21 protein-coding genes and 1 pseudogene are annotated in these 23,792 nt (G+C 73.3%); 12 read left to right on the forward strand and 10 right to left on the reverse strand.

Going from position 1 to position 23,792, the window contains the following annotated elements; all coding sequences use genetic code 11:
• Positions 1 to 148: 148 nt before the first annotated feature.
• The 4 genes from ABD944_RS16470 (at position 149) to glgX (ending at position 3,752) form a co-directional block, all read left to right on the forward strand.
• Complete coding sequence (locus ABD944_RS16470) at positions 149 to 292, forward strand: hypothetical protein (RefSeq protein WP_345177240.1); 144 nt, start codon at positions 149 to 151, stop codon at positions 290 to 292.
• Positions 293 to 349: 57 nt separating this feature from the next.
• Positions 350 to 922 (forward strand): DUF4262 domain-containing protein, encoded by a 573-nt coding sequence (locus ABD944_RS16475; protein ID WP_345177242.1) that lies wholly within the window; start codon positions 350 to 352, stop codon positions 920 to 922.
• Between the two features lie 47 nt (positions 923 to 969).
• Positions 970 to 1,554 carry a GNAT family N-acetyltransferase gene (locus ABD944_RS16480; protein ID WP_345177245.1) on the forward strand — a complete coding sequence of 195 codons (585 nt, stop codon included), beginning with the start codon at positions 970 to 972 and terminating at the stop codon, positions 1,552 to 1,554.
• 89 nt (positions 1,555 to 1,643) lie between these two features.
• Positions 1,644 to 3,752, forward strand: coding sequence for a glycogen debranching protein GlgX (gene glgX / locus ABD944_RS16485; protein ID WP_345177248.1), 2,109 nt, complete (start codon positions 1,644 to 1,646; stop codon positions 3,750 to 3,752).
• Positions 3,753 to 3,762: 10 nt separating this feature from the next.
• On the opposite strand, the gene ABD944_RS16490 is transcribed toward glgX, so the two are convergent.
• Together ABD944_RS16490 and ABD944_RS16495 are read right to left on the reverse strand one after the other, a co-directional pair.
• Positions 3,763 to 4,164, reverse strand: a complete 402-nt coding sequence (locus ABD944_RS16490; RefSeq protein WP_345177250.1) for a hypothetical protein — start codon at positions 4,162 to 4,164, stop codon at positions 3,763 to 3,765.
• Between the two features lie 168 nt (positions 4,165 to 4,332).
• A complete protein-coding gene (locus ABD944_RS16495) occupies positions 4,333 to 5,031 on the reverse strand; it encodes a dihydrofolate reductase family protein (protein WP_345177253.1) in 699 nt (232 codons plus the stop codon).
• Positions 5,032 to 5,095: 64 nt separating this feature from the next.
• Here ABD944_RS16495 and ABD944_RS16500 point away from each other — a divergent pair, with 64 nt between their 5' ends.
• The gene (locus tag ABD944_RS16500; protein ID WP_345177255.1) at positions 5,096 to 6,187 is read left to right on the forward strand and encodes an ATP-dependent DNA ligase; all 1,092 of its coding nucleotides are present in this window, start codon (positions 5,096 to 5,098) and stop codon (positions 6,185 to 6,187) included.
• A 61-nt stretch (positions 6,188 to 6,248) separates the two neighbouring features.
• Here ABD944_RS16500 and ABD944_RS16505 read toward each other — a convergent pair whose 3' ends face one another.
• On the reverse strand, positions 6,249 to 7,940 hold the full coding sequence (locus ABD944_RS16505; RefSeq protein ID WP_345177258.1) for an alkaline phosphatase D family protein: 1,692 nt from the start codon (positions 7,938 to 7,940) through the stop codon (positions 6,249 to 6,251).
• Positions 7,941 to 8,159: 219 nt separating this feature from the next.
• Here ABD944_RS16505 and ABD944_RS16510 point away from each other — a divergent pair, with 219 nt between their 5' ends.
• Complete coding sequence (locus ABD944_RS16510; protein WP_345177260.1) at positions 8,160 to 10,571, forward strand: HelD family protein; 2,412 nt, start codon at positions 8,160 to 8,162, stop codon at positions 10,569 to 10,571.
• Here ABD944_RS16510 and ABD944_RS16515 read toward each other — a convergent pair.
• On the reverse strand, positions 10,554 to 11,261 hold the full coding sequence (locus tag ABD944_RS16515) for a FadR/GntR family transcriptional regulator (RefSeq protein ID WP_345177263.1): 708 nt from the start codon (positions 11,259 to 11,261) through the stop codon (positions 10,554 to 10,556). The genes ABD944_RS16510 and ABD944_RS16515 overlap by 18 nt on opposite strands.
• 301 nt (positions 11,262 to 11,562) lie before the next feature.
• Here ABD944_RS16515 and leuA point away from each other — a divergent pair, with 301 nt between their 5' ends.
• On the forward strand, positions 11,563 to 13,239 hold the full coding sequence (gene leuA, locus ABD944_RS16520; RefSeq protein ID WP_345177613.1) for a 2-isopropylmalate synthase: 1,677 nt from the start codon (positions 11,563 to 11,565) through the stop codon (positions 13,237 to 13,239).
• Here the strand turns inward: leuA and ABD944_RS16525 are convergent.
• Positions 13,226 to 13,501: a DUF4236 domain-containing protein gene (locus ABD944_RS16525; protein ID WP_345177266.1), complete on the reverse strand. Its 276-nt coding sequence runs from the start codon at positions 13,499 to 13,501 to the stop codon at positions 13,226 to 13,228. The genes leuA and ABD944_RS16525 overlap by 14 nt on opposite strands.
• A 164-nt stretch (positions 13,502 to 13,665) precedes the next feature.
• On the opposite strand from ABD944_RS16525, the gene ABD944_RS16530 reads away from it, so the two are divergent.
• On the forward strand, positions 13,666 to 15,606 hold the full coding sequence (locus ABD944_RS16530) for a Xaa-Pro dipeptidyl-peptidase (protein WP_345177267.1): 1,941 nt from the start codon (positions 13,666 to 13,668) through the stop codon (positions 15,604 to 15,606).
• Between the two features lie 182 nt (positions 15,607 to 15,788).
• On the opposite strand, the gene ABD944_RS16535 is transcribed toward ABD944_RS16530, so the two are convergent.
• On the reverse strand, positions 15,789 to 16,871 hold the full coding sequence (locus ABD944_RS16535) for a DNA polymerase domain-containing protein (protein ID WP_345177269.1): 1,083 nt from the start codon (positions 16,869 to 16,871) through the stop codon (positions 15,789 to 15,791).
• Positions 16,872 to 16,936: 65 nt separating this feature from the next.
• Between ABD944_RS16535 and msrB the strand changes: the two genes are divergently transcribed.
• Together msrB and ABD944_RS16545 are read left to right on the forward strand one after the other, a co-directional pair.
• Positions 16,937 to 17,338, forward strand: a complete 402-nt coding sequence (msrB, locus tag ABD944_RS16540; RefSeq protein WP_345177270.1) for a peptide-methionine (R)-S-oxide reductase MsrB — start codon at positions 16,937 to 16,939, stop codon at positions 17,336 to 17,338.
• A gap of 70 nt (positions 17,339 to 17,408) precedes the next feature.
• Positions 17,409 to 18,032 (forward strand): annotated as a pseudogene (locus tag ABD944_RS16545) (TIGR04222 domain-containing membrane protein); the annotation flags it as partial.
• Here the strand turns inward: ABD944_RS16545 and ABD944_RS16550 are convergent.
• Both ABD944_RS16550 and ABD944_RS16555 read right to left on the reverse strand, forming a co-directional pair.
• Positions 18,029 to 18,607 carry a hypothetical protein gene (locus tag ABD944_RS16550; protein WP_345177272.1) on the reverse strand — a complete coding sequence of 193 codons (579 nt, stop codon included), beginning with the start codon at positions 18,605 to 18,607 and terminating at the stop codon, positions 18,029 to 18,031. The pseudogene ABD944_RS16545 and the gene ABD944_RS16550 sit on opposite strands and share 4 nt — an antisense overlap.
• 145 nt (positions 18,608 to 18,752) lie before the next feature.
• A complete protein-coding gene (locus ABD944_RS16555) occupies positions 18,753 to 19,787 on the reverse strand; it encodes an alpha/beta hydrolase (protein WP_345177274.1) in 1,035 nt (344 codons plus the stop codon).
• 71 nt (positions 19,788 to 19,858) lie between these two features.
• Here ABD944_RS16555 and ABD944_RS16560 point away from each other — a divergent pair, with 71 nt between their 5' ends.
• Entirely contained in the window at positions 19,859 to 20,389 is a 531-nt protein-coding gene (locus tag ABD944_RS16560) for a MarR family winged helix-turn-helix transcriptional regulator (protein ID WP_345177275.1), read from the forward strand.
• 30 nt (positions 20,390 to 20,419) lie between these two features.
• Here ABD944_RS16560 and hemQ read toward each other — a convergent pair whose 3' ends face one another.
• Both hemQ and hemG read right to left on the reverse strand, forming a co-directional pair.
• The gene (hemQ, locus tag ABD944_RS16565) at positions 20,420 to 21,118 is read right to left on the reverse strand and encodes a hydrogen peroxide-dependent heme synthase (protein ID WP_345177277.1); all 699 of its coding nucleotides are present in this window, start codon (positions 21,116 to 21,118) and stop codon (positions 20,420 to 20,422) included.
• The gene (gene hemG / locus ABD944_RS16570; protein WP_345177279.1) at positions 21,115 to 22,548 is read right to left on the reverse strand and encodes a protoporphyrinogen oxidase; all 1,434 of its coding nucleotides are present in this window, start codon (positions 22,546 to 22,548) and stop codon (positions 21,115 to 21,117) included. The genes hemQ and hemG overlap by 4 nt, the downstream gene beginning before the upstream one ends.
• A 126-nt stretch (positions 22,549 to 22,674) precedes the next feature.
• Between hemG and ABD944_RS16575 the strand changes: the two genes are divergently transcribed.
• Entirely contained in the window at positions 22,675 to 23,790 is a 1,116-nt protein-coding gene (locus tag ABD944_RS16575; protein WP_345177280.1) for a hypothetical protein, read from the forward strand.
• Positions 23,791 to 23,792: the final 2 nt, after the last annotated feature.

Genomic DNA, 23,792 nt, shown 5'->3' on the forward strand with positions numbered 1-23,792 from the left:
GGAGTCGCCTTCACGTCCTCCTTTATAGGCGGGGAAGTGTGTTGTCGCTGCTAGGGTCGCCGCCGCCCTCCTGGCGCTGCCGCTCGGCGCGGGACGGCGCGGCGCCGACCTCGGCGTCGCGGGCCTGCTCGGCCGGACGTTCCTGGACGTGGCGTCCGTCGCCCCGCTCACGGCCCTCCCCCTCGGCATGCCCGCCGCGATGCTGCTGGGCGCCATGGCCGTCCGGGGCCTGCGCGGCCCGGCCGTGCGGCACGAGCACGAGGCGCCGCCGCGCGACACCGGCGCGTTCTAGTGATCCTTCGCGCAGCGGCATGCTCGCCCAGGGTCGATTGATCGTAAGCTGAGGGTCATGTCCGGCGACCGCCTCTCATGCACCTGCGTGATGTGCCGTGACTATGGCGACCGCGACCGGCTGGACAACTTCCATCTCCGCACCATCGTGCACATCACCCAGTACGGGTGGAGCGTCGTCCTCGTCCAGCCGGACGAGGACGGTCCCGGCTGGGCGTACACGGTCGGCCTTTGGCACAGCCACGGCGCCCCCGAGCTCGCGATGTTCGGCGGCGACGTGTACGAGACGGAAGAGATCCTCAACATGCTCGGCCGGGAGACCGCCGAGGGGCGCGCCCCCGCCGACGGGGAGCGACGCGACGGCGTCGTGCGGGGGCAGCAGGCTGCCTTCCGGAACGTCGAACCGGACTGGTCCGTCGGGCTGTTCGGCGGCGCCGTGGCGTTCTACCGGCGGCCGCCGCCGGTCCTGCAGGTCGTCTGGCCCAACGGCGACGGCCTGTTCCCGTGGCAGCCCGGCACCGACCTGCCGTTCCGGCACGCCCAGCCGTGGCTGTGGCTCCAGCCGCGCCAGCATCCGGCCGGCGCCTGGACGCGGCGGCTGTCCGGCCGGCGGTCCGAGTGGCGGCTCTGAGGGCCGCTCCACGGGCCCGCCGCGACGCGAGAGCATAGGATCGGCGGGTGTACGGGCCGATCGCCGACACCATCCGCACCCAGCGCCTCGTCCTGGAGCCGCTGGCGGTCCACCACGCGGACGAGATGGCCCCCGTCCTGGACGACCCCCGCCTGCACCGCCACATCGGCGGCGAGCCCCTCACGCGCGACGAGCTGCGCGCCCGCTACGCGCACCTGGTCGCGGGCCCGGCGCCCTACCACCAGGAGTGCTGGCTGAACTGGATCGTCCGCCGCGCCCGCGACGGGCAGGCCGTCGGGTACGTGCAGGCGACGGTGACCCCGGCGCCGCCGGGGTTCGCCGTGACGCCCGCCTCGGCCGGGTCGACGGTCACGCCGGGCCCGCCCCGGCTGCTCGCGTCGGTCGCCTGGGTGATCGGCATGCCGTACCAGGGGTTCGGGTTCGCCACCGAGGCCGCCCGCGCGCTGCTGGACTGGCTCGCGGCGCACGGCGTGGGCGACGTCGTCGCGACGGTCCACCCGGACAACCGCGCGTCCGCGGCCGTCGCGTCGAGGATCGGGCTGCGCCGTACCGGGGAGACCCGCGACGAGGAGGTCGTCTGGCGCCTCCCCCACCGCGCCGCACCGGAATGACACGTGTGTGAAAGGCCTCCGCGCGCGGGGAAGGGTGCGGGTAGGCCACAATCGACGGGCCAGAGGAACCGGCCGAGGGGTGGAGGAGCATGCGGGAGGTGTGGCCCGGGGACCCCTATCCGCTGGGCGCCACCTGGGACGGCACGGGCACGAACTTCGCGCTGTTCTCGGAGGTGGCCCGGCGGGTCGAGCTGTGCCTGTTCGACGCCGAGGGGCGCGAGACGCGGCGCGACCTGCCGGAGGTGGACGGGTTCGTCTGGCACGGCTACCTGCCCGGCATCGGGCCCGGGCAGCGGTACGGGTACCGGGTGCACGGGCCGTTCGACCCCCGCGAGGGGCACCGCTGCAACCCGTCCAAGCTGCTGCTCGACCCGTACGGCAAGGCCGTCGCGGGCGTCACGCCGCACGAGCTGATCCACTGGCACGAGGCGCTGTTCTCCTACCGGTTCGCCGACCCCGACGCGCTGAACGAGGACGACAGCGCCCCGTACATGCCGAAGAACGTGGTGGTCAACCCGTTCTTCGACTGGGGGGACGACCGGCCGCCGCGCGTCCCCTACCACGAGAGCGTCATCTACGAGGCGCACGTCAAGGGCCTGACGAAGCTGCACCCGGGCGTCCCCGAGGAGCAGCGCGGGACCTACGCGGGCGTCGGGCACCCGGTGATGATCGACCACCTCCTCGACCTCGGGGTGACCGCGGTCGAGCTGATGCCGGTGCACCAGTCGGTGCCCGAGCACGCCCTGGTGGCGCGGGGCCTCGACAACTACTGGGGCTACAACACGATCGGGTTCTTCGCGCCGCACAACTCCTACAGCTCCTCGGGGCAGTCCGGCGAGCAGGTGCTGGAGTTCAAGGCGATGGTCCGCGCCCTGCACGAGGCGGGCATCGAGGTCATCCTGGACGTCGTCTACAACCACACGGCGGAGGGCGACCACCTGGGCCCGACGCTGTCGTTCCGGGGCATCGACAACGCGTCGTACTACCGGCTGCGCGACGACGACAAGCGCTACCACCTCGACTACACCGGCTGCGGCAACTCGCTGAACGTCCGGAACCCGCACGCGCTGCAGCTCATCATGGACTCGCTGCGCTACTGGATCCTGGACATGCACGTCGACGGGTTCCGCTTCGACCTCGCCTCGGCGCTGGCCCGCGAACTGCACGACGTCGACCGGCTGGCCGCGTTCTTCGACCTCGTCCAGCAGGACCCCGTCGTGTCCCAGGTGAAGCTCATCGCCGAGCCGTGGGACGTGGGAGAGGGCGGCTACCAGGTCGGCAACTTCCCGCCGCTGTGGACGGAGTGGAACGGCAAGTACCGCGACACCGTCCGCGACTTCTGGCGCGGCTCGTACGCGACCATGCCGGAGTTCGCGTCCCGGCTGACCGGCTCCTCCGACCTCTACGAGCACAGCGCGCGCCGCCCGTTCGCGTCCATCAACTTCGTGACCTGCCACGACGGGTTCACGCTCACCGACCTCGTCTCCTACGACCACAAGCACAACGAGGCCAACGGCGAGGACAACCGGGACGGCACCGACGACAACCGGTCGTGGAACTGCGGCGTGGAGGGTCCCACCCGCGACCCCGGGGTCCTCGACCTGCGAGCCCGCCAGCGCCGCAACTTCCTCGCGACGCTGTTCCTGTCGCAGGGCGTGCCGATGCTCTCCCACGGCGACGAGCTCGGCCGCACGCAGGAGGGCAACAACAACGCCTACTGCCAGGACAACGAGATCGCCTGGGTCCACTGGGAGGACTCGGGCGACATGGAGTTCGTCCGGCTCCTGTCGCGGCTGCGGCACGACCACCCGGTGTTCCGCCGCCGCCGCTTCTTCACCGGGACGGGCCGTGGCGCCGCCGCCGACATCGCCTGGCTGACCCCGGCCGGCGAGAGCATGACCGACCAGGACTGGAACGTCGGCTTCGCCAAGTCGCTCGGCGTGTTCCTCAACGGCGACGCCATCACCGAACCCGACCCGCGCGGCCGGCGCGTCCGGGACGACTCGTTCCTGCTGCTGATCAACGCCGGGTCGGAGCCGGTCGAGTTCACGCTGCCCGGCGCCGAGTACGGCGAGCGCTGGGAGTTCGCCCTCGACACCGCCGAGCCCGGCACGGTCGGCGAGCGTCCCCGCCTCAAGGCCCGCGACGTGGTGACGGTCGGCGACCGCGCGCTCCTCGTCCTGCGGCGCGGGGCGTGAGCCGCGCGGCTCACGCCCGGCCGACCTCCATCGCGGTCAGGAAGACCAGGACGAACGTCGCGACCGCCACCGCGCCGTGGACGGCGACGGCCGCGGCCGGGAACGCCTGCTCCGCTCCCCTGGCGTGGCGGCCGCCGCGGCCGACGAGCCAGCGGGTGAACAGCAGCAGTCCCTGGAAGATGATGACGAGCAGGGCCGCGAAGGCGACCCAGGCGTAGGCGGCGTTCCCCGTGACGACGTAGACGATCCACACGGCCAGGCCCGCGACGGCCGAGAGCGGATGCCCCGCCACGACCAGCCGCGGGAACCGCGTCACCTTCGTCGAACGCCCCCCGTTGACCCACCACACGACCAGCAGATATCCGCCCGCGACGGCGGCGATGATCCACGCGCCCAATGCGGCGTACTCCACCCCCGCTCCTTTCGTGAGATTCTCACCCGTCCCCCTGCCGCCTAGTGTCGCCCCCCAGCGCTTCCGGCATGACGGATTCGTACAGATTGGGGGACAGACCGTCACCACGCCGGTCCGTGCGGGGGTGCCGCGGACGTCCTCACGGAGGTCGCGGGAGCCGGGCCCGCGCTACGCCCGCAACCGGTAGCGGACGAACAGCACGCCCTCGTCGAGGTAGAGGGCGGCCGGTTCGAGCGGCACCTCGGCGTCCAGACCCTCCAGCAGGCGGGTGTGGCGCGCACCTCCGAGGAGGGTGGGCGCGATGTTGAGGCACAGCTCGTCGACGAGCGACGCCCTGATGAGCGCGGTGGCCAGGGACGGGCCGCCCTCGCAGAGGAGGTGCTCGTAGCCGAGGTCCTCGCGCAGGGCTCTCACGGCGGCGGGGAGATCGACCTCGTCGTCGCCTTCCGCGACCACCCGGAGGTGTCCCGGAACCGCGGCCCCGGCGTTCCGGGTCGTCACGACGACGGTGGGCGTCTCCGCCTCGGTGAACAGCGGGAGCGTCCAGTCGAGGTCGAGGGAGCGGCTCACCACCACGATTGGGGCGGGCGGCCCGCCGCGGCGGGCCCGCAGGTCGGGGCGCAGCCGCGCGGGGCCGAGGCGTCCGGTGCGGACGGTCCCGGCGCCGACGAGGATCGCGCCGGCCAGGGCGCGCAGGGTCCGGAAGACGCGGAAGTCGGCGGCGCCGCCGAGGCCGTCGGTCCAGCCCTCGGCGTCGGTGACGGACCCGTCCGCGCTCATGACCATGCCGAGCCGCAGGCGCGGCAGGTCTCCGTAGGCCTCGTAGGCATCGACGCCGGCGGCGGGCTCGGGCAGCAGACGGCGCATGACCTGCACGTTATCGGACCCCCGGGGCGCCCTTTTGTCGGTGCGGGGGCGCAAGATGGGGGGCATGGACCTGCCGATCAGCCCGCCGCTGCCGCCGATGCTGGCCAAGGCCGTCAAGACCATGCCCAAGGGCGACCTGCTGTACGAGCCGAAGTGGGACGGGTTCCGCTGCATCGTCTTCCGCGACGGCGACGAGGTGGAGCTGTCCAGCCGCGGCGAGAAGCCGCTCACCCGCTACTTCCCCGAACTGGTCGAGGCGGTGCGGCGCGAGCTGCCCGAGCGGTGCGTGGTGGACGGCGAGATCGTGCTGCCCCGGGGGACGCGCCTCGACTTCGACGCCCTCCAGCAGCGCATCCACCCGGCCGCCTCCCGGGTCAAGCTCCTGTCGGAGCAGACTCCGGCGTCGTTCGTGGCCTTCGACCTGCTCGCCCTCGGGGACGAGTCGCTGATGGAGGTGCCGCTCGGCGAGCGGCGGCAGCGGCTCGTCGACACCCTGGCCGGGGCGAAGGCGCCGATCCACGTCACGCCCGCGTCCGACTCCTACGAGCTGGCGCTGCGCTGGTTCGACGAGTTCGAGGGCGCCGGGCTGGACGGCGTCATCGCCAAACCGCGCGACACCCCGTACGAGCCCGACAAGCGCGTGCTGTTCAAGGTCAAGCACGAGCGGACGGCCGACTGCGTGGTGGCGGGCTTCCGCTGGCACAAGTCGGGGCCCATCGTGGGGTCGCTGCTGCTCGGGCTCTACAACACCGACGGCAATCTCCAGCACGTCGGCGTCGCGGCGTCGTTCACGATGAAGCGCCGCGCCGAACTGGTCGAGGAGTTGCAGCCCTACCGGCTGGAGGACCTGTCCCAGCACCCGTGGGCCGAGTGGGCCAGCCAGACGGAGGCGACCGCCGACCGCATGCCCGGGGCGATCTCCCGATGGACGGGCAAGAAGGACCTCAGCTGGGTCCCGCTGCGTCCGGAGCTGGTGGTCGAGGTGGCGTACGAGGCGATGGAGGGCGACCGGTTCCGGCACACCGCGCGGTTCCGGAACTGGCGCCCCGACCGGACGCCGGACTCCTGCACCTACGCCCAGCTGGAGGTGCCGGTGGCCTACGACCTCGACGACATCTTCGGCGGTCCCGCGACGAGCCCGCGCGTGGACCGCTGAGGGCTGACGCCCCGGCGCCGGGGACGGCCGGGACGCTGCGCGCGTCCCGGCCGTCCGGTCCTCAGGGCTGGGTCTCGTTCCGGACGGTCTGCCGGATCAGGTCCTGGTCCGGCTGCGCCGCCGCCTTCGCCGAGGCGTAGGGCCGCAGGTAGGCCTGGTTGACGCCGGGGACGCGGTCCTCGATGACGAACGTCGCCTTGGTGGAGATGTCGGCACCCGGGGTCCGGACGGTCGGGAGCGTCTTGAAGTCGGCCCTCATCTCCTCCTTGTCGATCCTCGTCAGCACGTAGCCGCGCTGGTTGTTGTAGAAGCGCAGATGCGGGTTGATCTTGAGGTAGGGGTGGTCGGCGGGGTTGGAGTCCTTGCCGTCGCCGGTGCTGGTGATGGAGGTGCACACCAGTTCCGAGCCGACCGTCCTGGAGTCCGGGTCGTCGTAGTCGGCCTTCAGGTCGCTCGCCCAGTGGGCGTGGACGTCGCCGGTGAGCACGACGGGGTTGCGGACCCCGGCGTCCAGCCAGCCCTTGGTGATCCGGTCGCGGGAGGCGGCGTAGCCGTCCCAGGAGTCCATCGAGGTCTTCTTGACGGGCCCGGCGGTGTTGTCGCGCTGGGCGAAGAAGACCTGCTGGCCGAGGACGTCCCACCGGGCGGTGGAGCGGCGGAAGCCGTCGAGCAGCCACTTCTCCTGCTCGGCGCCGGTGATGGAGCGCTTGGGGTCGGTGGCGGCGGGGCAGTCCTTGTAGCCGTCGCCGCAGCCCTGGTCGTCGCGGAACTGGCGGGTGTCGAGCATGTGGAAGTTGGCCAGCCGGCCCCACCGCACCCGCCGGTAGACCTGCATGTCGGGGCCCGCGGGAACGGACCGCCGGCGCAGCGGCATGTTCTCGTAGTACGCCTTGAACGCGGCGGCGCGGCGGGCGCGGAAGTCGTCGTAGGAGGGCGTGTCGGAGCCTTCCTCGGGGACGTAGCCGGCCCAGTTGTTCTCGACCTCGTGGTCGTCGAACACGACGAGCCACGGGGCGGCCTGGTGCGCGGCCTGGAGGTCGCGGTCGGTCTTGTACTGGGCGTGCCGCAGGCGGTAGTCCGCCAGCCTGACCGTCTCGGGGCCCTCGTGGTCGCGGACGTTGCCGCCCGGGATCGTGTAGACGCCCTTCTTGTACTCGTACTGGTAGTCGCCGAGGTGCAGGACGAGGTCGGGGTTCTCCTCGGCCAGCCGCCGGTACGCGGTGAAGTAGCCGTGCTCGAACTGCGAGCACGACACGAAGGCCATGGCGAGGGCGGGGCCGAAGGTGGCCGGGTGGGGGGCGGTGCGCGTCCGCCCGACCGGGGAGACGTGGCCGTCCACGCGGAACCGGTACCAGTAGTCGCGGCCGGGGCGCAGGCCGTTCAGCTCGACGTGGACGGAGTGGGCGGCGTCGGGGCGGGCGGCGGCGGTGCCGCGCCGGTCGATGCGGCGGAACCGGGAGTCGGAGGAGACCTCCCAGCGGACGGGGACGGTGCGGGCGGGCATGCCGCCGAGGCCGTCCTCGGCGTGCGGGTCCAGGGCCAGGCGGGTCCAGAGGACGAACCCGTCGGGCTCGGGGTCGCCGGAGGCGACGCCGAGGGTGAACGGGTCGGCGGGCAGGGCGCGGCCCCGGGGGGCCGCGTGGGCGGTGCCGGGTACGCCGGTCACGGCGACGGCGGTGAGGAGTCCGCTGGTGGCGAGCCCGCTGGAGGCGAGGAAGGCGCGCCGGTTCAGCGGGCGGGCGGAGTCGGCCATGGAGAGGTGACCTTTCGGAGGGGTCCGGCAGTGCTGCTCGCCGACAGCCTCACGAAGATCGATGTCCAGGGGGTTCCGCGCGGATGACGCCCGCCACAACACAGACGATCTTTTGGAGGGCGCTAGAAGATCACGCGGAGCGCGGAAAGGATGCTAGACTGCTGAGTCGCAAATGCGCATACAGATACTCCACCCTATGAATAGGAGTGTAGCCGGGGCATGGGACATCGTCAAGCGGACACTGTCAACCCCGAACGGGATGAGAGGGCGGCGACGGCCGCCGTGCGCGTCGAGCAGGACTACGTGTCCCGCGTGTACGCGCGGCTCGACGCCGAGCGCGACAGGACCGCGACCGCGCTGCGCGAGGGGCCGGCGGCGGGCGGCGGCGCCGCGTTCCAGGCGCGGGTCGAGAGCGCCATCGCCACGGACGAGGCGGCCCGGCGGCTGGTCCAGCTGAACGCCGTCGAGCACGGCCTGTGCTTCGGCCGCATCGACCACCGCGCCGACGCCGACGGCCCCGGCGACACCTTCTACATCGGCCGCATCGGCCTGCGCGACGAGGACCACGAGCCCCTCCTGATCGACTGGCGCGCCGCGGCGGCCCGGCCGTTCTACACCGCCACGCCGGGGGCGCCCGGCACGCTCGCCCGCCGCCGCCACCTCCACCTGCGCCACCGGGAGGTCGTCCGGCTGGACGACGAGGTGTTCGACCTGGACGGCCTGGAGGAGTCCGAGCGCGGCGGCATCGTCGGCGAGGCGGCCCTGCTCTCCACCCTCCGCCGCGGCAGGACGGGCCGGATGAGCGACGTCGTCGCCACCATCCAGGAGGAGCAGGACCAGGTCATCCGCTCCGGCCTCCAAGGGGTCCTGGTCGTCCAGGGCGGGCCCGGCACGGGCAAGACGGTCGCCGCCCTGCACCGGGCCGCCTACCTGCTCTACACGCACCGCGACGTCCTGGAGCGGCGCGGCGTCCTCATCGTGGGCCCGAACGCCACGTTCCTGCGCTACATCGAGCAGGTGCTGCCCGGCCTGGGCGAGACGGACGTGGCGCTGGCCACGGTCGGCGAGCTGTACCCGGGGCTCAAGGCGACCGCCGCCGAGACGCCCGCGGTAGCCGTCATCAAGGGCGACCTGCGGATGGCGGGCCTCGTGGAGGCCGCCGTCCGCGACCGGCAGCGCGTCCCGGCCGGAGGGCTGCGCGTCGAGGCCGACGGCCTCACGCTGGTGGTGGATGCCGACAAGTGCGAGCGGATCCGTGACCGCGCCCGCGCCCTGCGCGCCCCGCACAACCTCCAGCGCCGCCGCTTCGTCCACGACATGCTGGAGGCGCTCGCCTTCGACCGGGCCGAGCAGTTCGACCGCATCATGGACGAGCCCCTCGAGGAGATGGCGAAGTCCGGCGGGCTGCCCGGCTGGCTCCAGGAGCTGATCGACGAGGCCGAGGACGAGCCCCTCCTGGACGAGACGGACCTCCGCCTGGCCAAGGAGGCCCTCTGGCAGGACCCGGGCGTCCGGTCCGCTCTGGACGATCTGTGGCCCGACCTGACCCCCGAGCGGCTCCTCGGCGGCCTCTACGGCTCCCCCGAGGCGGTGGCGCGCGTGGGCGCCGAGGCCGGCCTGTCCCCCGACGAGCGGGAGCTCCTGCACCGCCCGCCGGGCTCGCCGTGGACGGTCTCCGACGTCCCCCTGCTGGACGAGGCCGCCGAACTCCTCGGCAGGGACGACTCCGCCGACAAGGCCCGCGCGAGGGCCGCGCAGGCCAGGCTCGCCGAGGAGGAGCGCTACGCCCGCGAGGTCATGCAGACCACGGACGGCACCGAGATGATCCTGGCCAGCGACCTGATCTCCGCGAGCGAGCTGGCCGAGCGCCACCACGACGGCGGCCCGCGCCTCACCACCGCCCAGCGCGCCAAGGCCGACCGCGAGTGGGCCTACGGCCACGTCATCGTGGACGAGGCGCAGGAGCTCTCGGAGATGGCGTGGCGGACCGTGATGCGGCGCGTCCCGACGCGCTCCCTCACGGTGGTCGGCGACATCGCCCAGACGGGCAGCGCGGCGGGCGCGGCCTCGTGGGGCCAGATGCTCGACCGCTACGTCCCGGGCCGGTGGCGCGAGCAGCGGCTCATGGTCAACTACCGCACCCCGGCCGCCATCATGAAGGTCGCCGCGGACGTCCTGGCCGCCGTCGCCCCGGACCAGACGCCGCCCGAACCCGTCCGCGACGACGGGCCGCCGCCCGCCGCGGTCGCGATGCCGGTCGACGAGCTGCCGTCCCTCGTGCGCTCGGAGCTCGCCCTGGTGACCGGCGGCGAGGACATCGGCGGCGCCTTCAAGGAGGGCCGCCTCGCCGTCATCACCTCGGCGGCGCGCCACGCCGGCGTGCTGCGGGCCCTCCCGGACGCCGCCGTCGGCGCCACCCCCGAGGCCCTCGACTCGCCCGTGGTCGTCCTCACCGCCGAGGAGGCCAAGGGCCTGGAGTTCGACTCGGTCGTCGTCGTCGACCCGGCCGGGATCCTCGCCGAGTCCGCCAAGGGCGGCCAGGACCTCTACGTCGCCCTCACTCGGGCCACGCGCCGCCTGACGGTCGTCCACGACGGCGACCTGCCGCCCCTGCTATCCGCCCTGGAGTAGGCCGGCCAGGGTCCGGTCGAGCTCGGCCCTGATGACGGCGCTCGCGGCCGCCGGATCCCGGGCGCGGACGGCCTCGACCAGGGCGGCGTGGGCCGCCCGGCCGTGGGCGTCGTCGGCCGCGCGGACGTCCACCAGGGCGGCGAGGTCGAGCAGGCCGTCGCGCAGGACGGGCACGAACCCGGCGTACAGGTCGGCGAGGACCGGGTTGTGCGCGGCGGCCACGACGGCGGTGTGCAGGGCGATGTCGGCGTCGATGAACGCCTCGACGCCGGGGCCGGCGCCTTCGCCGGCCAGGGCCGCGTCGCGGTCGGCGAGCGCCCGGTCGAGGGCGCCGAGGTCGTCCGGCGTGCGGCGCTCGGCGGCCAGCTCGGCGGCGCGGACCTCCAGCATGGCGCGGATCTCGTAGACGTCGGCGACCGAGGCGCGGCGGAGCCGGGCGGGCCAGTCCTCGGCCGGCTCGGTCGCGGTGACGAAGACGCCCGCGCCCTGCCGGGCCTGCACGAGACCGGCCCCGGCCAGGGCGCGCAGGGCCTCGCGGACGGTGGAGCGGCCCACGCCCAGCTCCCTGGCGAGGGTCGTCTCGCCGGGCAGCCGCGTCCCGACCGGCCAGGCCCCGGCGGCGATCTGGTCGCGCAGGCGCTGCGCGGCCTGCTCGACGAGCGGGCTGGGACGGAGCGGGCCGAGCGGCATCGGGAGTCCTCCGGGGACGGCGGCGGGCCTCCAGGGTAGGCCACCTCAGCTTGTCTGAGGAGCTGAGGTGTGGTTGGCTGGCGGCGTGTCGTGGCAGGGCCTTCTTCTCGGTCGCCGCGGCGGGGCCTGATCCTGACCGGCACCCCGCCGCGGGGTCCGGTGCTGCCGGTCGTCCGGCGATCGAACGAGGAACAGGCCCATGACCTCCCCCAGTACGCCCACGCGCTTTCCCACCCTGCGCACCCCGTCCGGCCCGGTGGCGGACGGCGCGCCCTTCTGGAACCCCCAGCGCGGCAGCTCCATGCCGTTCCACCGGTACCGGTCCGTCCACGAGCGCGTGCCGTCGCCCGTGCCGGACGTCGAGCGGACCTGGCCGTCCAGGCGCGTCGAGAGCGCGCCCCTGTGGGTGCCCGTCGACCTGCGGGACGGCAACCAGGCGCTGGCCGAGCCCATGGACACCGCCCGCAAGCGCCGCATGTTCGACCTGCTCGTGGCGATGGGCTTCAAGGAGATCGAGGTCGGCTACCCCTCGGCCAGCCGGACCGACTTCGACTTCGTCCGGCACCTGGCCGAGACCGGCGTGCCCGACGACGTGACGCCCGTCGTGTTCACGCCCGCGCGCACGGAGCTGATCGAGCGGACGTTCGCCTCCGTCGCGGGGCTGCCGAGGGCCGTCGTCCACCTGTACACGGCGACGGGGCCGGTGTGGCGCGACGTCGTGCTCGGGTCCGGCCGGGACGGGGTGCGGCGGCTGATCCTGGACGGGGCGGCCGACGTGGCGCGGCTCGCGGGGCCGGGCGTGCGGTTCGAGTTCTCCCCCGAGACCTTCAACGTCACCGAGCCCGACTACGCGCTGGAGGTGTGCGACGCGGTCACCGCGCTCTGGGACGCCTCCCCCGACCGGCCGGTGATCCTGAACCTGCCGGCCACGGTCGAGATCGCCACCCCGAACGTGTACGCCGACCAGATCGAGTACATGCACCGCAACCTGGCCAGGCGCGACGCGGTCATCCTGTCGGTCCACCCGCACAACGACCGCGGGACGGGCGTCGCGTGCGCCGAGCTGGCGCTGCTGGCCGGCGCGCAGCGGATCGAGGGCTGCCTCTTCGGCAACGGGGAGCGGACGGGCAACGTCGACCTGGTCACCCTGGCGCTGAACCTGCACGCGCAGGGCGTCGACCCGCGGATCGACTTCTCCGACATCGACGAGATCCGGCGGACGGTCGAGCACTGCAACCGGCTGCCCGTCCACGAGCGGCACCCGTACGGCGGCGACCTCGTGTACACGGCGTTCTCCGGCACCCACCAGGACGCGATCGCCAAGGGCATGGCGCGCCACGCGCGCCTCGCCGCGGAGCGGGGCGTGCCGCCGGAGCGGCTGCCGTGGGACGTGCCGTACCTGCCGGTCGACCCCGCCGACGTCGGGCGCGGGTACGAGGCGGTGATCCGGGTCAACAGCCAGTCCGGGAAGGGCGGCGTCTCCTACCTGCTGCGCACCGGGCACGGCCTCGACCTGCCGCGCCGCCTGCAGATCGAGTTCTCGCGCGTGGTGCAGCGGGCGACGGACGGCAGCGGCGAGGAGGTCATCGCGGACGAGCTGTGGGAGCTGTTCCGCGCCGAGTACCTGGACCGGCCGGGACCGGTCCAGGTGACCGGGTGGCGGACCTCCCCCACGGGTCCGGGGCGGCACGACTTCACCGGCGTGGTCCAGGTCGACGGCGCCGGGCGCGAGCGCACCGGCACGGGCAACGGCCCGCTGGACGCCCTGACCGGCGCGCTGGCCTCCGCCGGGATCGAGGTGGAGGTCCTGCGGTACGCCGAGCACTCGGCCGGGACCGGGCGCGACGCCATGGCCGTCGCCTATGCCGAGTGCCGCGTGGACGGCGTGACCCGCTGGGGCGCGGGACGCGACACGTCCGTGCTCACCGCGTCGGTGGAGGCCGTCCTGTCCGCGGTCAACCGCGCTAAGAGCGGCTAGACGACTTCAGGGACCGCCTCCACGACAGGCCGGTTCCGGGGATGCGCAGCGTCATGTGACGGCGCCCGTCCGCCGAGCGGGTGTAGCGGGCTCCGCGCGCTCCGACGCTGTGCCCGACGCCCTTCTTGGAGAAGTTGAGGCGGAACGGGCCCATCTTCAGTGATTTCCGATAGCTCCAACCCATGGGGCGGGGATGCCCGGCCGGTGCGCCGGGCATCCCCGCGACCCTTTCCCGGACATCCGAAATCCGCAATAGGGACATTTTTGTCGGGGCAAGGGCAGGACGTGACCAAATCCGGGCGGTCTTCGTCGCGCACCGCCCTTTACCCGCGGCCCCCGGCCGGGGAGCCTGTGCCCGTCGGAGATCGTTTCCATAGACGGAGGTGCGGGTTGGCCAGGCGATCCCTGAGACGAACCCGGCGGACCATGACGGCGGCCGTGCTGACCGGCGCGGCGCTCGCCGCCGCGGGCGGCGGCGCGACGGCGCTGGCCGGGACGTCCCCCAAGATCGTGGTGAAGGACGGGGTCACCCAGCCCGTCTTCTCCTACAAGGACGCGATCCGTGAGCACGTCTACGTCGAGTCCGGCGTGGACAGCGACCGGGACGGCAAGAAGGACCGCGTCAACGTGGACATCATCCGGCCGAAGGAGACCGAGCACGGTCTGCGGGTGCCGGTGATCATGGATGAGAGCCCCTACTACGACAACGCGGGGCGCGGCAACGAGAGCGAGCGCAAGACCTACGACGCGAACGGGAACCCGGTGAAGTTCCCGCTCTACTACGACAACTACTTCGTCCCACGCGGGTACGCGTTCCTCGCCGTGGACATGGTCGGCACGACCCGCTCCGACGGCTGCCCGGTCAGCGGCGGCCCGACCGACGTCCTCGGCGGCAAGGCCGTGGTCGACTGGCTCAACGGGCGCGCCCGCGCCTACCGGCCGGACGGCAGCCCGGTGAAGGCGACCTGGACGACCGGCCGCACCGGCATGATCGGCAAGTCCTACGACGGGACGCTCGCCAACGGCGTGGCGGCCACCGGCGTCGAGGGGCTGGAGACGATCGTCCCCATCTCGGCGATCAGCAGCTGGTACGACTACAGCCGGATGAACGGCGTGAAGTACACCGACGACGAGCAGCCGTGGCTCGCCGACTACGTCGACACCGACCCGCCCGCCAAGTGCGCGGCCGTCAACGCGGAACTGGACGAGGGCGAGGACGACGCGACCGGCAACTACAACGCCTACTGGAAGACCGCCGACTACAGGGACGGGACGATCGCGCGGGCCTCCCGCGTCCACGCGAGCGTCTTCGCCGCCCACGGCGTCAACGACCTGAACGTGAAGGACGACCACTTCGCCAAGTGGTGGAGCGCCCTCGCGCGGCGCGGCGTCCAGCGCAAGGTCTGGCTGTCGCAGCGCGGCCACGTCGACCCGTTCGACACCCGGCGGGACACGTGGGTGGCGACCCTGCACCGGTGGTTCGACCACGAACTGCAGAAGGTGCCCAACGGCATCATGAGCGAGCCGCGCGCCGACATCGAGGTCGGACCGGACCAGTGGATCACCCAGCGGGACTGGCCGTCCCGCGACGCGCGCGGCGTCGTCCTGCGCCCCGGCGCGGACGGCTCCCTGGGCCTGAAGCCGGCCGCGGCGGGCGCGACCGCCTCCTTCACCGACGCCGCCGGCCCCGAGGGCGCGGGATACCCGGAGGAGGCGATGGTCGCCGATCCCACGGCGGCGCGGCCCTACCGGACGGCGTTCGTGTCGGCGCCCCTGCCGAAGACCGGCCGGCTGTCCGGCACCCCGGACGCCCGGCTGAGGATCAAGCTGGACAAACCGACCGCGAACCTCACCGCGCTGCTCGTCGACTACGGCGAGGACACCCGCGTGAACTACCTCGGCGCGGGCTCCGGCATCCGGACCCTGACCACCGAGGACTGCCACGGTGAGAGCACGCCCGCCGACGACGCCTGCTACCGGCAGACCGAGGTCACGACGGTCAGCTCACCGGTCAACGTCGTCGCCCGGGGGTGGCTCGACGCCCAGAACCACCGGTCGCTGAGCCGGCCCGAGCCGCTGAGGTCCGGCCGCTACTACACCGTCTCCTGGCAGACGCTCAGCCAGGAGTACCTGCTGAAGAAGGGGCACCGGCTGGCGCTCGTCCTCGCCGGGACGGACGCGGACTACAACTTCGACACGCCCACCGGCGCCCAGGTGACGGTCGACCTGCGCGGCAGCTCCGTCTCCGTCCCGGTCGTCGCGGCCGGGGAGGACGCGGAGACGCTGGTCGCCCCGCCGCGCAGCGCGACCACGTGGCGCGGCCCGTCCGAGGTCAGCCTGCCCGTCCAGGAGCGCAAGCTCTACTGATCCCCTGACACGCCGACCCCTGCCGTGAGGCCCGCCGCCCCCGAGGCGGCGGGCCTCACGCCTGTCATGACGCGAAGCCCTCGCGGCCCCCAGCAGATGAAGACGATCGGTCAGCCCTTCGCCGGAGGACGAAGCCGGTGACCGGGCCCGTCAGATGCTCGGAGCCGTGCGGCGCTGATTCCCTAATGGTTGTCGGTGTCCTTGCTGGGCTGGACGCGCTTGGGCTCCCCCGGCATCTTCGGGTAGTTCGGCGGGTACGGCATGTCGCCGAGGCCGTGGTCCTTCTCGTCGCGGTCGGCCATGTCGAGCAGGGCGTCGAGGGAGAAGGACGCGTCGTCGATCGCGGCGTGCAGGTCGCCCACCTCGGCGAAGCGGGCCGGCATCGTGGCGATGGTGAAGTCGTGCGGGTCGACGTCGGGCAGCTCGTCCCAGGTCACGGGCGCCGACACCGGCGCGTGCGGGGCCGGCCGGACGCTGTAGGCCGACGCGATCGTGCGGTCGCGCGCGTTCTGGTTGAAGTCGATGAAGACCTGCTCGCCCCGCTCCTCCTTCCACCACCGCGTGGTGACCTCGGCGGGGGCACGGCGCTCCACCTCGCGGCCGAAGGCGAGGGCGGCCCGGCGGACCTCGGTGAACGTCCAGCGCGGCTCGATGCGGACGTAGATGTGCACGCCGCCCTTGCCGGACGTCTTGACGTACCCGGTGTAGCCCAGCTCCGACAGCAGGTCGCGGGCCGGGCCGAGCGCCACCCGGACGGCGTCGGAGAAGTCGGTGCCGGGCTGCGGGTCGAGGTCGATGCGCAGCTCGTCCGGATGGTCGACGTCGCCCTTGCGGACGGGCCACGGGTGGAAGGTCAGCGTCCCGAGGTTGGCCGCCCAGGCGATCACGGCGACCTCGGTCGGGCAGACCTCGTCGGCGGAGCGGCCGCTGGGGAAGGCGATCCGGGCGGTCCGCACCCAGTCGGGCGCGCCCTTCGGGATGCGCTTCTGGTAGAAGGCGTCCGACTTGCCCGCGCCCATGCCCGCCTGGCCGCGGGCGTAGTCCTCGCGGGTGGCCATCCTGGCGCCCTCGAAGACCCCGGCGGGCCAGCGTTCCAGCGTCGTCGGGCGGTCGCGGGTGGCGCGCAGGATCCCCTCCCCCACGGCCAGGTAGTACTCCACGAGCTGCCGCTTGGTGTAGCCGTGCTCGGGGAAGTAGACCTTGTCGGGATTGGTCACCTTGACGAGCCGATCCCCGACCGGGATCTCGATGAAGGGCGAGGCCATAACCGCACGTTAACCCACGGGCACGACAGTCCTCCCGCGCACCCGCGCCGGGTACGGTCGAACCCATGGAGAAGATCCGCAAAAGCGAGGACGAGTGGCGGGCCCGGCTCAGCCCGGAGGAGTACCGCGTGCTGCGTGAGGCGGGCACCGAGAAGCCCTTCACCGGCGAGTACACCGACACCAAGACCGTCGGCGTGTACCGGTGCCGCGCGTGCGGGACCGAGCTGTTCCGGTCGGAGACCAAGTTCGAGAGCCACTGCGGCTGGCCGTCTTTCTTCGCGCCGTCCGACTCCGACGCGGTCACGCTGATCGAGGACCGCTCCCTCGGGATGGTCCGCACCGAGGTCCGCTGCGCGGTGTGCGACTCGCACCTCGGGCACGTCTTCCACGGCGAGGGCTACGACACCCCGACCGACGACCGGTACTGCATCAACTCGATCTCGCTCACCCTCGAACCGGCCGAATGACGCAACCTCCCCGGGCCCTGACGCGTCACATCGACGAACGCGGAAGTGACCGCCAGCCCCCCGGGGAGCCGCCGTGGACGAGTTCACCCCCTACGAGACCGCGTTGCTCTGCGGCGGGCCCACGCGCGTCGCGCAGTGCGCCCTGCTCGCCCTCTACGAACGGCGCCGCGTGCGGGTCTCGCGGGGCACGCGCCGCGTGACCGTCGTCGAGCGCGAGGCAGGCGACGGGATCCAGGCCGCGCTTCTCGACGAGGTCCCCGACACCGGCATCCAGCTCGGCCACGTCCTCGACGCGGTCGCCGAATCCGACGAGGTGGCCGCCGTCGCGGGCGGCCTGGTCGGGAGGGGCCTCCTGCGCCGGGGGTTCCGCGGCCGGCTCCGGCCGACGCGCGAGGGCAGGGCGGCCCGGCGGAGGCTCCGCGCGGACGCCGAGTCCGGCACCGCGTCCGGGCCGGGCGCGCTGAAGGGCACCGGGCCGGGGGCGGTGAGACGGCTCGCCGCGCTGGGCACGGCCGCCGTCGAGGACGCCAAGCTCCGCCAGGTCATGGAGATGGACAACCCCAAGCCGCTCGACCTGCCCTACGCCTGGGCCCTGAGCGGGGTCAACCGGAACACCGAGCAGAGCCGCCTGTCCGACACGCAGTACTCGGGCTACTACTACGACTCGAACTCCGGGGGATCCGGCAACTACTAAGGGGTCTCGGGTACCTCGCAGTCGTCCTTGTCGCTCTGCTTGTTGGCCAGGACGACGCTGCCGTTGTCGTCGCTCTTGCCGTGGACGAAGACGCGGGGCTCGTCGTCGCCGCCGTCCCTCAGGAACTGGGTCGTCCACTTGCACAGGTCGATGGCCGGCTCGGAGTTCTCGTCGGCCTCCCCGAGGTCGGTGTAGACGCGCACGAAGCTGCCGCTGCGGCGGACGTCGGTGACGTGCTTGACGACCTTCCTGCCGGGGTCCTTCGTCTCGAAGTACGGCACCGCGTCGGTGATCTCGTCGGGGTCGGCGGCGGCCGCGACGCGCTCGTTCGGGGACGGGACGGTGGCCGTGCGGGCGGCGACGGCGGCGCGGGGCGCGGGCCCCGAGCCGCCGGGCAGCGCCAGGACGGCGACGGCCGCGAGCACCGCGGCCGTCACGGTCACCGCCCCCGCGACGCCCAGCCGACGCCTGCGGGACTCGCGAAGGGACGCGAGCAGGCGGTGCAGGCGGGCCGAGAACTCGGACGGCGGCCGGGCGTGCCGTCCGCGGGCGTGCCGGGCGGGAGACTTGGTCACGGACGGCACTTTACTGCCGGCCGCCCCCGCCCCACGCGCGATCCGGAATAGGAACGGCGGGATCCTCGCGGAGGGACGCCGAACCCGGTCAGATTACGGGCGAGCAGGGAGTTTTCCATGGGCCCGCCGGGCCACCGGCGGCGCGTCAGCCGGCGGCCAGGCGGTGGGCGAGCCAGGCGACGGCCTGGGGCTGGCGGTACTCGACCGCGTGGTGGCCGCCGTCGAAGAGCTCGAAGAAGACGTTCTCCTGCGGCACGCCCGCCTGCTCGACGGCGTCGCGGAAGGCCAGCGCGCCGAGGTCCAGGAACCATTCGTCGCGGATCCCCGCGTCGATCCAGATGGCCCGCATGGAGCGCAGCGCCTCGGCGTGCGCGGGCGCCATCCGGACCGGGTCCCACTCCAGCCAGCGCTCCCAGATCCGCGGCCGCAGCGCCCCGGTGACCGGGTCGAAGGGCAGCAGCGGCGTGCCGTCGGCACCGGGCGAGAAGCAGGCGGACACCCCGAGGATCTCCAGCAGCCGCATGTCCTCCTCCTTGGTGAAGGCGACCCGGGAGCGGAAGTCGTCCCACCAGGAGAAGATGTCGCCGCCGTAGGCGCGCAGATGCCGCGCGGCCCACAGGAAGTGGGGGATGTACTGGGCCTCCGACAGGGCGTCGCCGGAGTGGGTGGCGAACGCGCCGAACAGGTCGGGCCTCAGCATCGAGGTGACCATGGCGCCCAGGCCCCCGCTCGACTTCCCCGCGATGGCGCGGTGGTCGCGGGCGGCGAGCGTCCGGTAGCGGGCGTCCACCCAGGGGACGATCTCCTCGCACAGGTAGGAGTGGTACCGGCCCGTCCCGGCCGAGTCGACGTACTGGCTTCCGCCGTAGGCCGTCCAGGCGTCCACGAACACCATGATCATGGGCGGCGCCGCGCCCCGCGCGAACAGCTCGTCGACGGCGACCGGCACGGGCCTGCGGTAGGCGGTGGGCGCCCTGCTCCAGGCCTCCAGCCTTCCGGTGAAGCCCAGCAGCATGTAGACGGCCGGGTAGCGGCGCCCGGGCTCGTCGTCGTAGCCGGGGGGCGTGTAGACCCACAGCGGCCTGCGGTGCGGGTCTCCCAGCGGGTTGCCGCGAAGCAGTTCGCTGTCGACGGTGTGCTCGTCGAGCCTGCCGGCGAAGTCTTCTGGCCATGGGGACATGCGGCCTCCTGGTCTCGGGGCCGCCGAAATTACTACGGAATCATAATATTTGCAATGATAATATTCCGCCGGTGAAGGACACGGCGACGGACTCGATCGACCGGCACATCGCCCACTGGACCAGCGAGCTGCCCGACCTCGACCCCCACATCGAAGGCGCGGTGACCCGCATGCAGGTCCTCGTGCGGTTCCTGCGGCAGGACAAGGAGGCCGGGCTCGCCGAGCACGGCCTCGAAGGGTGGGAGTACGACATCCTGTGGCGGCTGCGCTCGGTCGGGCCGCCCTACCGGGCCGCCCCGACCTGGCTGGCCGAGGCCCTGGGCACCCACCCGGCCACGCTCACCGGCAGGCTGAACCGGCTCGAGAAGGACGGGTACGTCGTGCGCGCACCCGACCCCGCCGACCGCCGGCGCCTCCTGGTCCATCTGACGGACCAGGGGCACCGGGCCTGGCAGGACACGATCGGAGCGTCGGCGGCCACGGAGCACGCCCTGCTGGGCGTGCTCACGGACGCCGAGCGGGAGCAGCTCGCCGACCTGCTGCGCAGAGTCGTCCTCGCCGTGGAGGACGGCGGGCCGGACCTGATGCCGCCCGCCACCTGACGGGCGGCCGGAACGGCCCGGCGGCGGACGCTAGGCCAGCCCGGCGACCAGCTCGGCGACCGGCTTGCGGCGACCCGTGTAGAAGGGCACCTCCTCGCGGGTGTGCAGGCGCGCCTTCGCCCCCCGCAGGTGCCGCATCAGGTCGACGATGCGGTGCAGCTCGTCGGCCTCGAACGCCAGCATCCACTCGTAGTCGCCGAGCGCGAACGCCGACACCGTGTTGGCCCGGACGTCGGGGTAGTCGCGCGCCATCAGGCCGTGCTCGGAGAGCATCGCGCGGCGCTCGTCGTCCGGCAGCAGGTACCACTCGTAGGAGCGGACGAACGGGTACACGCACACGTAGGCGCGGGGCTCCTCGTCGGCGAGGAACGCGGGGATGTGGCTCTTGTTGAACTCCGCCGGGCGGTGCAGCGCCATCTGCGACCACACCGGCTCGCTCGCACGGCCCAGCGCCGTCCGCCGGAACCGCGTGTAGACCTCCTGCAGGTCGTCGGACGTGGGCGCGTGCCACCAGAACATGTAGTCGGCGTCCGCCCGCAGGCCCGCGACGTCGTAGGCGCCGCGCGTGGTGACGTCCTTCTGGGCGGCCTGGTCGAGGAGGTCCTGCACCTCCGCCGCCGCCTGCTCGCCCACGGTCCCCGGCTTCGCGACCCGGAACACCGACCACATGGTGTAGCGGATCACGTTGTTGAGTTCGCGCGCCTTCGGCTTGCCCTGCTGCTCCGTCATGGTCCAACTCCTTCTCGACTGCGCAAATGGTCCAGGACGCGGAGCGCCGCCGCGCGCGCGGAGGCGATGCACGCGGGGATGCCGAGGCCGTCGTAGGCGGCGCCCGCGACGGCCAGCCCCGGCGCTCCGGCGACCGCGGCCCGGACCTTGGCCACGCGGTCGGCGTGGCCCACGTTGTACTGCGGGAGGCCGCCGCCCCACCGGGTCACCCGGCTCTCGACCGGCAGCTCGGTGACGCCGCACGTCGCGGCGAGCTCGGCCATGGCGGTCGCGACGAGCTCCTCGTCGGCCCGCTGGAGCAGGTGCTCCTCGCCGTACCGGCCGATGGAGCAGCGCACCGCGACGACGCCCGGGTCGCGGTCGCGCAGGTGCGGCCACTTCAGCGAGCTGAACGTGACGGCCTTGACCCCCCGGCCGCCGCGGGCCGTGTCGCTCTCCACGTTCGGGACGAGGTAGCCGCTGCCCTCCGGAAGCCGCGGGAACGCGGTGGCCCGGTAGGCGAGCGTGATGATCGCCATACTGGCGTGCTCGATGCCGCCGAGCTCCCGCGCGGCGGCGGGGACGTCCGGCTCCAGCAGGCGGGACGCCGGGGCCGCCGGGACCGCGACCACCACCGCGTCGGCGTCGAGGTACTCGGGGTCGCGGGCCGAGCCGACGGTGAGGCGCCAGCCGTCCTCACGGCGGCGCAGCTCGCGGACCGTGGCGCCGGTCCTGACCGTCCCGCCCGCCTCGGCGATGTCGGCGGCGACCAGGTGCGGGAGCGTGCCGAGCCCGTCCGGCAGCGTGGCGAACACCGGGCCCGGGTCCTTCGGCGCGGCGTCCCGGATCCCCTGGACGGCGTGGATCAGCGACCGGTGGGACCGCGCGGCGGCGGCGACGGCGGGCAGCGTGGACTCGAAGGACAGCAGCTCGGCCCGTCCCGCGTACACGCCGCCGAGCAGCGGCTCCACGAGCCGGTCGACGACCTCGCCGCCGAGGCGGGCGCCGATGTAGCCGGCGACGGACACGTCCCCGCCGCGCGGCGTCTCCGGCAGCACGAGGTCCAGCGGGACGCGCGCGAGCCCGGCCGGCGACAGCACGTGCGCGGCGGCCAGCGCCTTCAGGTCGGAGGGGACGCCCATCACCTGGCCGGACGGGATGGGCCGCAGCGCGCCGCGGCTGAGGATCGCCGAGGAGGTGGTGCCGGGGTTCACGAGATCGCCGGAGCGGCCGAGGTCGCGCACCAGGTCCAGGCCCTCGGGGCGGCGGGCGAGCATCGACTCGGCGCCCTCGTCCACCGGGATCCCGGCGATCTCGCTGACCCGCAGCTTTCCGCCGATCCGGGAGGAGCCCTCCAGGACGGTCACCCGGACGCCCTCCCGGACGAGCAGGCGCGCGGCGGCGAGGCCCGCGATGCCGCCCCCGACGACAACGGCATGGGACGTGGTCATGCCTCCAGCCTTCCAGACGCCTCGCCGGATCGCGCACCGGGGCGGGCCCGGCGCCGCGCCCGGGCGCCGGATTCTTGTCACGGAGATGACAAGATCTCAAAACCATGCCAGTGAATACTGGCGAACATGATGCCTCGGAAGACCTCCACCCTCCTCACGGCCGCCCTCACGGCGGCGGCGCTCGCGACCGGCGGGCTCGCGTCCCCCGCGTCGGGCGCGGCCCGCGGCGAGTTCACGCCGGTCGCGCTGCCGTTCTTCTGGCCGAACAACAGCCTCTACGACGTGGACGCCGCCTCGGCCGACAGCGTCTGGATCGCCGGGAACCAGGGCGAACTCGTGATCCCCGGACCGATCCCGGGAACCGGGCAGAGCATCCCCGGAAACCCCGTCGTCCGGCGCTGGAAGGACGCCCGCTGGGTCGAGTACGACCTCCAGAACCTGTCCAGCCGCGGCACCATCACCGACGTCGACGCGGCCGGTCCCGAGGACGTGTGGATCACCGGCCCGAAGTACGGCTCCGGCGGCACGGCGCCGGAGCCGTACGCGGCGCGCTTCACCGGCTCGCGGTTCGAGCAGGTGGCGCTGCCGCCCGGCGCCGTCGGCGCGAACCTCCAGGCGAGGGCCGGCGGCGTGTGGGTCGCCACCGCCGGCGCCGTCTACCGCCGGACGGGCGACACCTGGACGCGCGTCACCGCGATCCCGGACATGCAGCAGAACGCGTCCTACATCCGGGCGGACGACGACATCTGGTTCCTCGGCACCGTCTCCGCCGCCGACCAGACGCTCACCGCACGCCACTGGGACGGGCACTCCTGGCAGAGCGTCCCGGTGCACGAGCCCGTCCCCGGGACGGGCTTCACCGACATGATCGCCCTCTCCCCCACCGACGCCTGGGCCACCGGCATCAGCTACCGCACCTCCCCGGCCTCGCCCGTCCTGATGCACTGGGACGGCACGGCCTGGACGGGCGTCACCCCGCCCCCCGGCCTCAACGCGCTCACCCGGATCGTCCGGGGCGGGGACGGGACGCTGTGGGCGATCGGGCACTCGCTCGACGAGCCCGCCAAGCCCGGCCTGCTCCGCTACGACGGCGAGGCCTGGGAGCGCGTCCCGACCACCGCCGTGCCGAACCGGAGCAACGTCTACGCGACCGCGCTCGCCGTCGTCCCCGGCACCGGCGCCCTGTGGACGCTCGGGTCCGTGAACGTCGGCGGGCCGGTCGTCCTCACCGACGGCCCTTGATC

Source organism: Actinomadura verrucosospora, from assembly GCF_039540335.1.
Taxonomy (GTDB): domain Bacteria; phylum Actinomycetota; class Actinomycetes; order Streptosporangiales; family Streptosporangiaceae; genus Spirillospora; species Spirillospora verrucosospora.

Bases quoted from the DNA above. Each gene is read 5' to 3' on its own strand.
- ABD944_RS16575 (WP_345177280.1), top strand. From the start codon at position 22,675: ATGATGCCTCGGAAGACCTCCACCCTCCTCACGGCCGCCCTCACGGCG.
- leuA (WP_345177613.1), top strand. From the start codon at position 11,563: ATGCCGTTCCACCGGTACCGGTCCGTCCACGAGCGCGTGCCGTCGCCC.
- ABD944_RS16525 (WP_345177266.1), bottom strand. From the start codon at position 13,501: ATGTCCCTATTGCGGATTTCGGATGTCCGGGAAAGGGTCGCGGGGATG.
- ABD944_RS16530 (WP_345177267.1), top strand. From the start codon at position 13,666: ATGACGGCGGCCGTGCTGACCGGCGCGGCGCTCGCCGCCGCGGGCGGC.
- msrB (WP_345177270.1), top strand. From the start codon at position 16,937: ATGGAGAAGATCCGCAAAAGCGAGGACGAGTGGCGGGCCCGGCTCAGC.
- hemQ (WP_345177277.1), bottom strand. From the start codon at position 21,118: ATGACGGAGCAGCAGGGCAAGCCGAAGGCGCGCGAACTCAACAACGTG.
- ABD944_RS16535 (WP_345177269.1), bottom strand. From the start codon at position 16,871: ATGGCCTCGCCCTTCATCGAGATCCCGGTCGGGGATCGGCTCGTCAAG.
- ABD944_RS16500 (WP_345177255.1), top strand. From the start codon at position 5,096: ATGGACCTGCCGATCAGCCCGCCGCTGCCGCCGATGCTGGCCAAGGCC.
- ABD944_RS16475 (WP_345177242.1), top strand. From the start codon at position 350: ATGTCCGGCGACCGCCTCTCATGCACCTGCGTGATGTGCCGTGACTAT.
- hemG (WP_345177279.1), bottom strand. From the start codon at position 22,548: ATGACCACGTCCCATGCCGTTGTCGTCGGGGGCGGCATCGCGGGCCTC.
- glgX (WP_345177248.1), top strand. From the start codon at position 1,644: ATGCGGGAGGTGTGGCCCGGGGACCCCTATCCGCTGGGCGCCACCTGG.
- ABD944_RS16555 (WP_345177274.1), bottom strand. From the start codon at position 19,787: ATGTCCCCATGGCCAGAAGACTTCGCCGGCAGGCTCGACGAGCACACC.
- ABD944_RS16510 (WP_345177260.1), top strand. From the start codon at position 8,160: ATGGGACATCGTCAAGCGGACACTGTCAACCCCGAACGGGATGAGAGG.
- ABD944_RS16495 (WP_345177253.1), bottom strand. From the start codon at position 5,031: ATGCGCCGTCTGCTGCCCGAGCCCGCCGCCGGCGTCGATGCCTACGAG.
- ABD944_RS16505 (WP_345177258.1), bottom strand. From the start codon at position 7,940: ATGGCCGACTCCGCCCGCCCGCTGAACCGGCGCGCCTTCCTCGCCTCC.
- ABD944_RS16515 (WP_345177263.1), bottom strand. From the start codon at position 11,261: ATGCCGCTCGGCCCGCTCCGTCCCAGCCCGCTCGTCGAGCAGGCCGCG.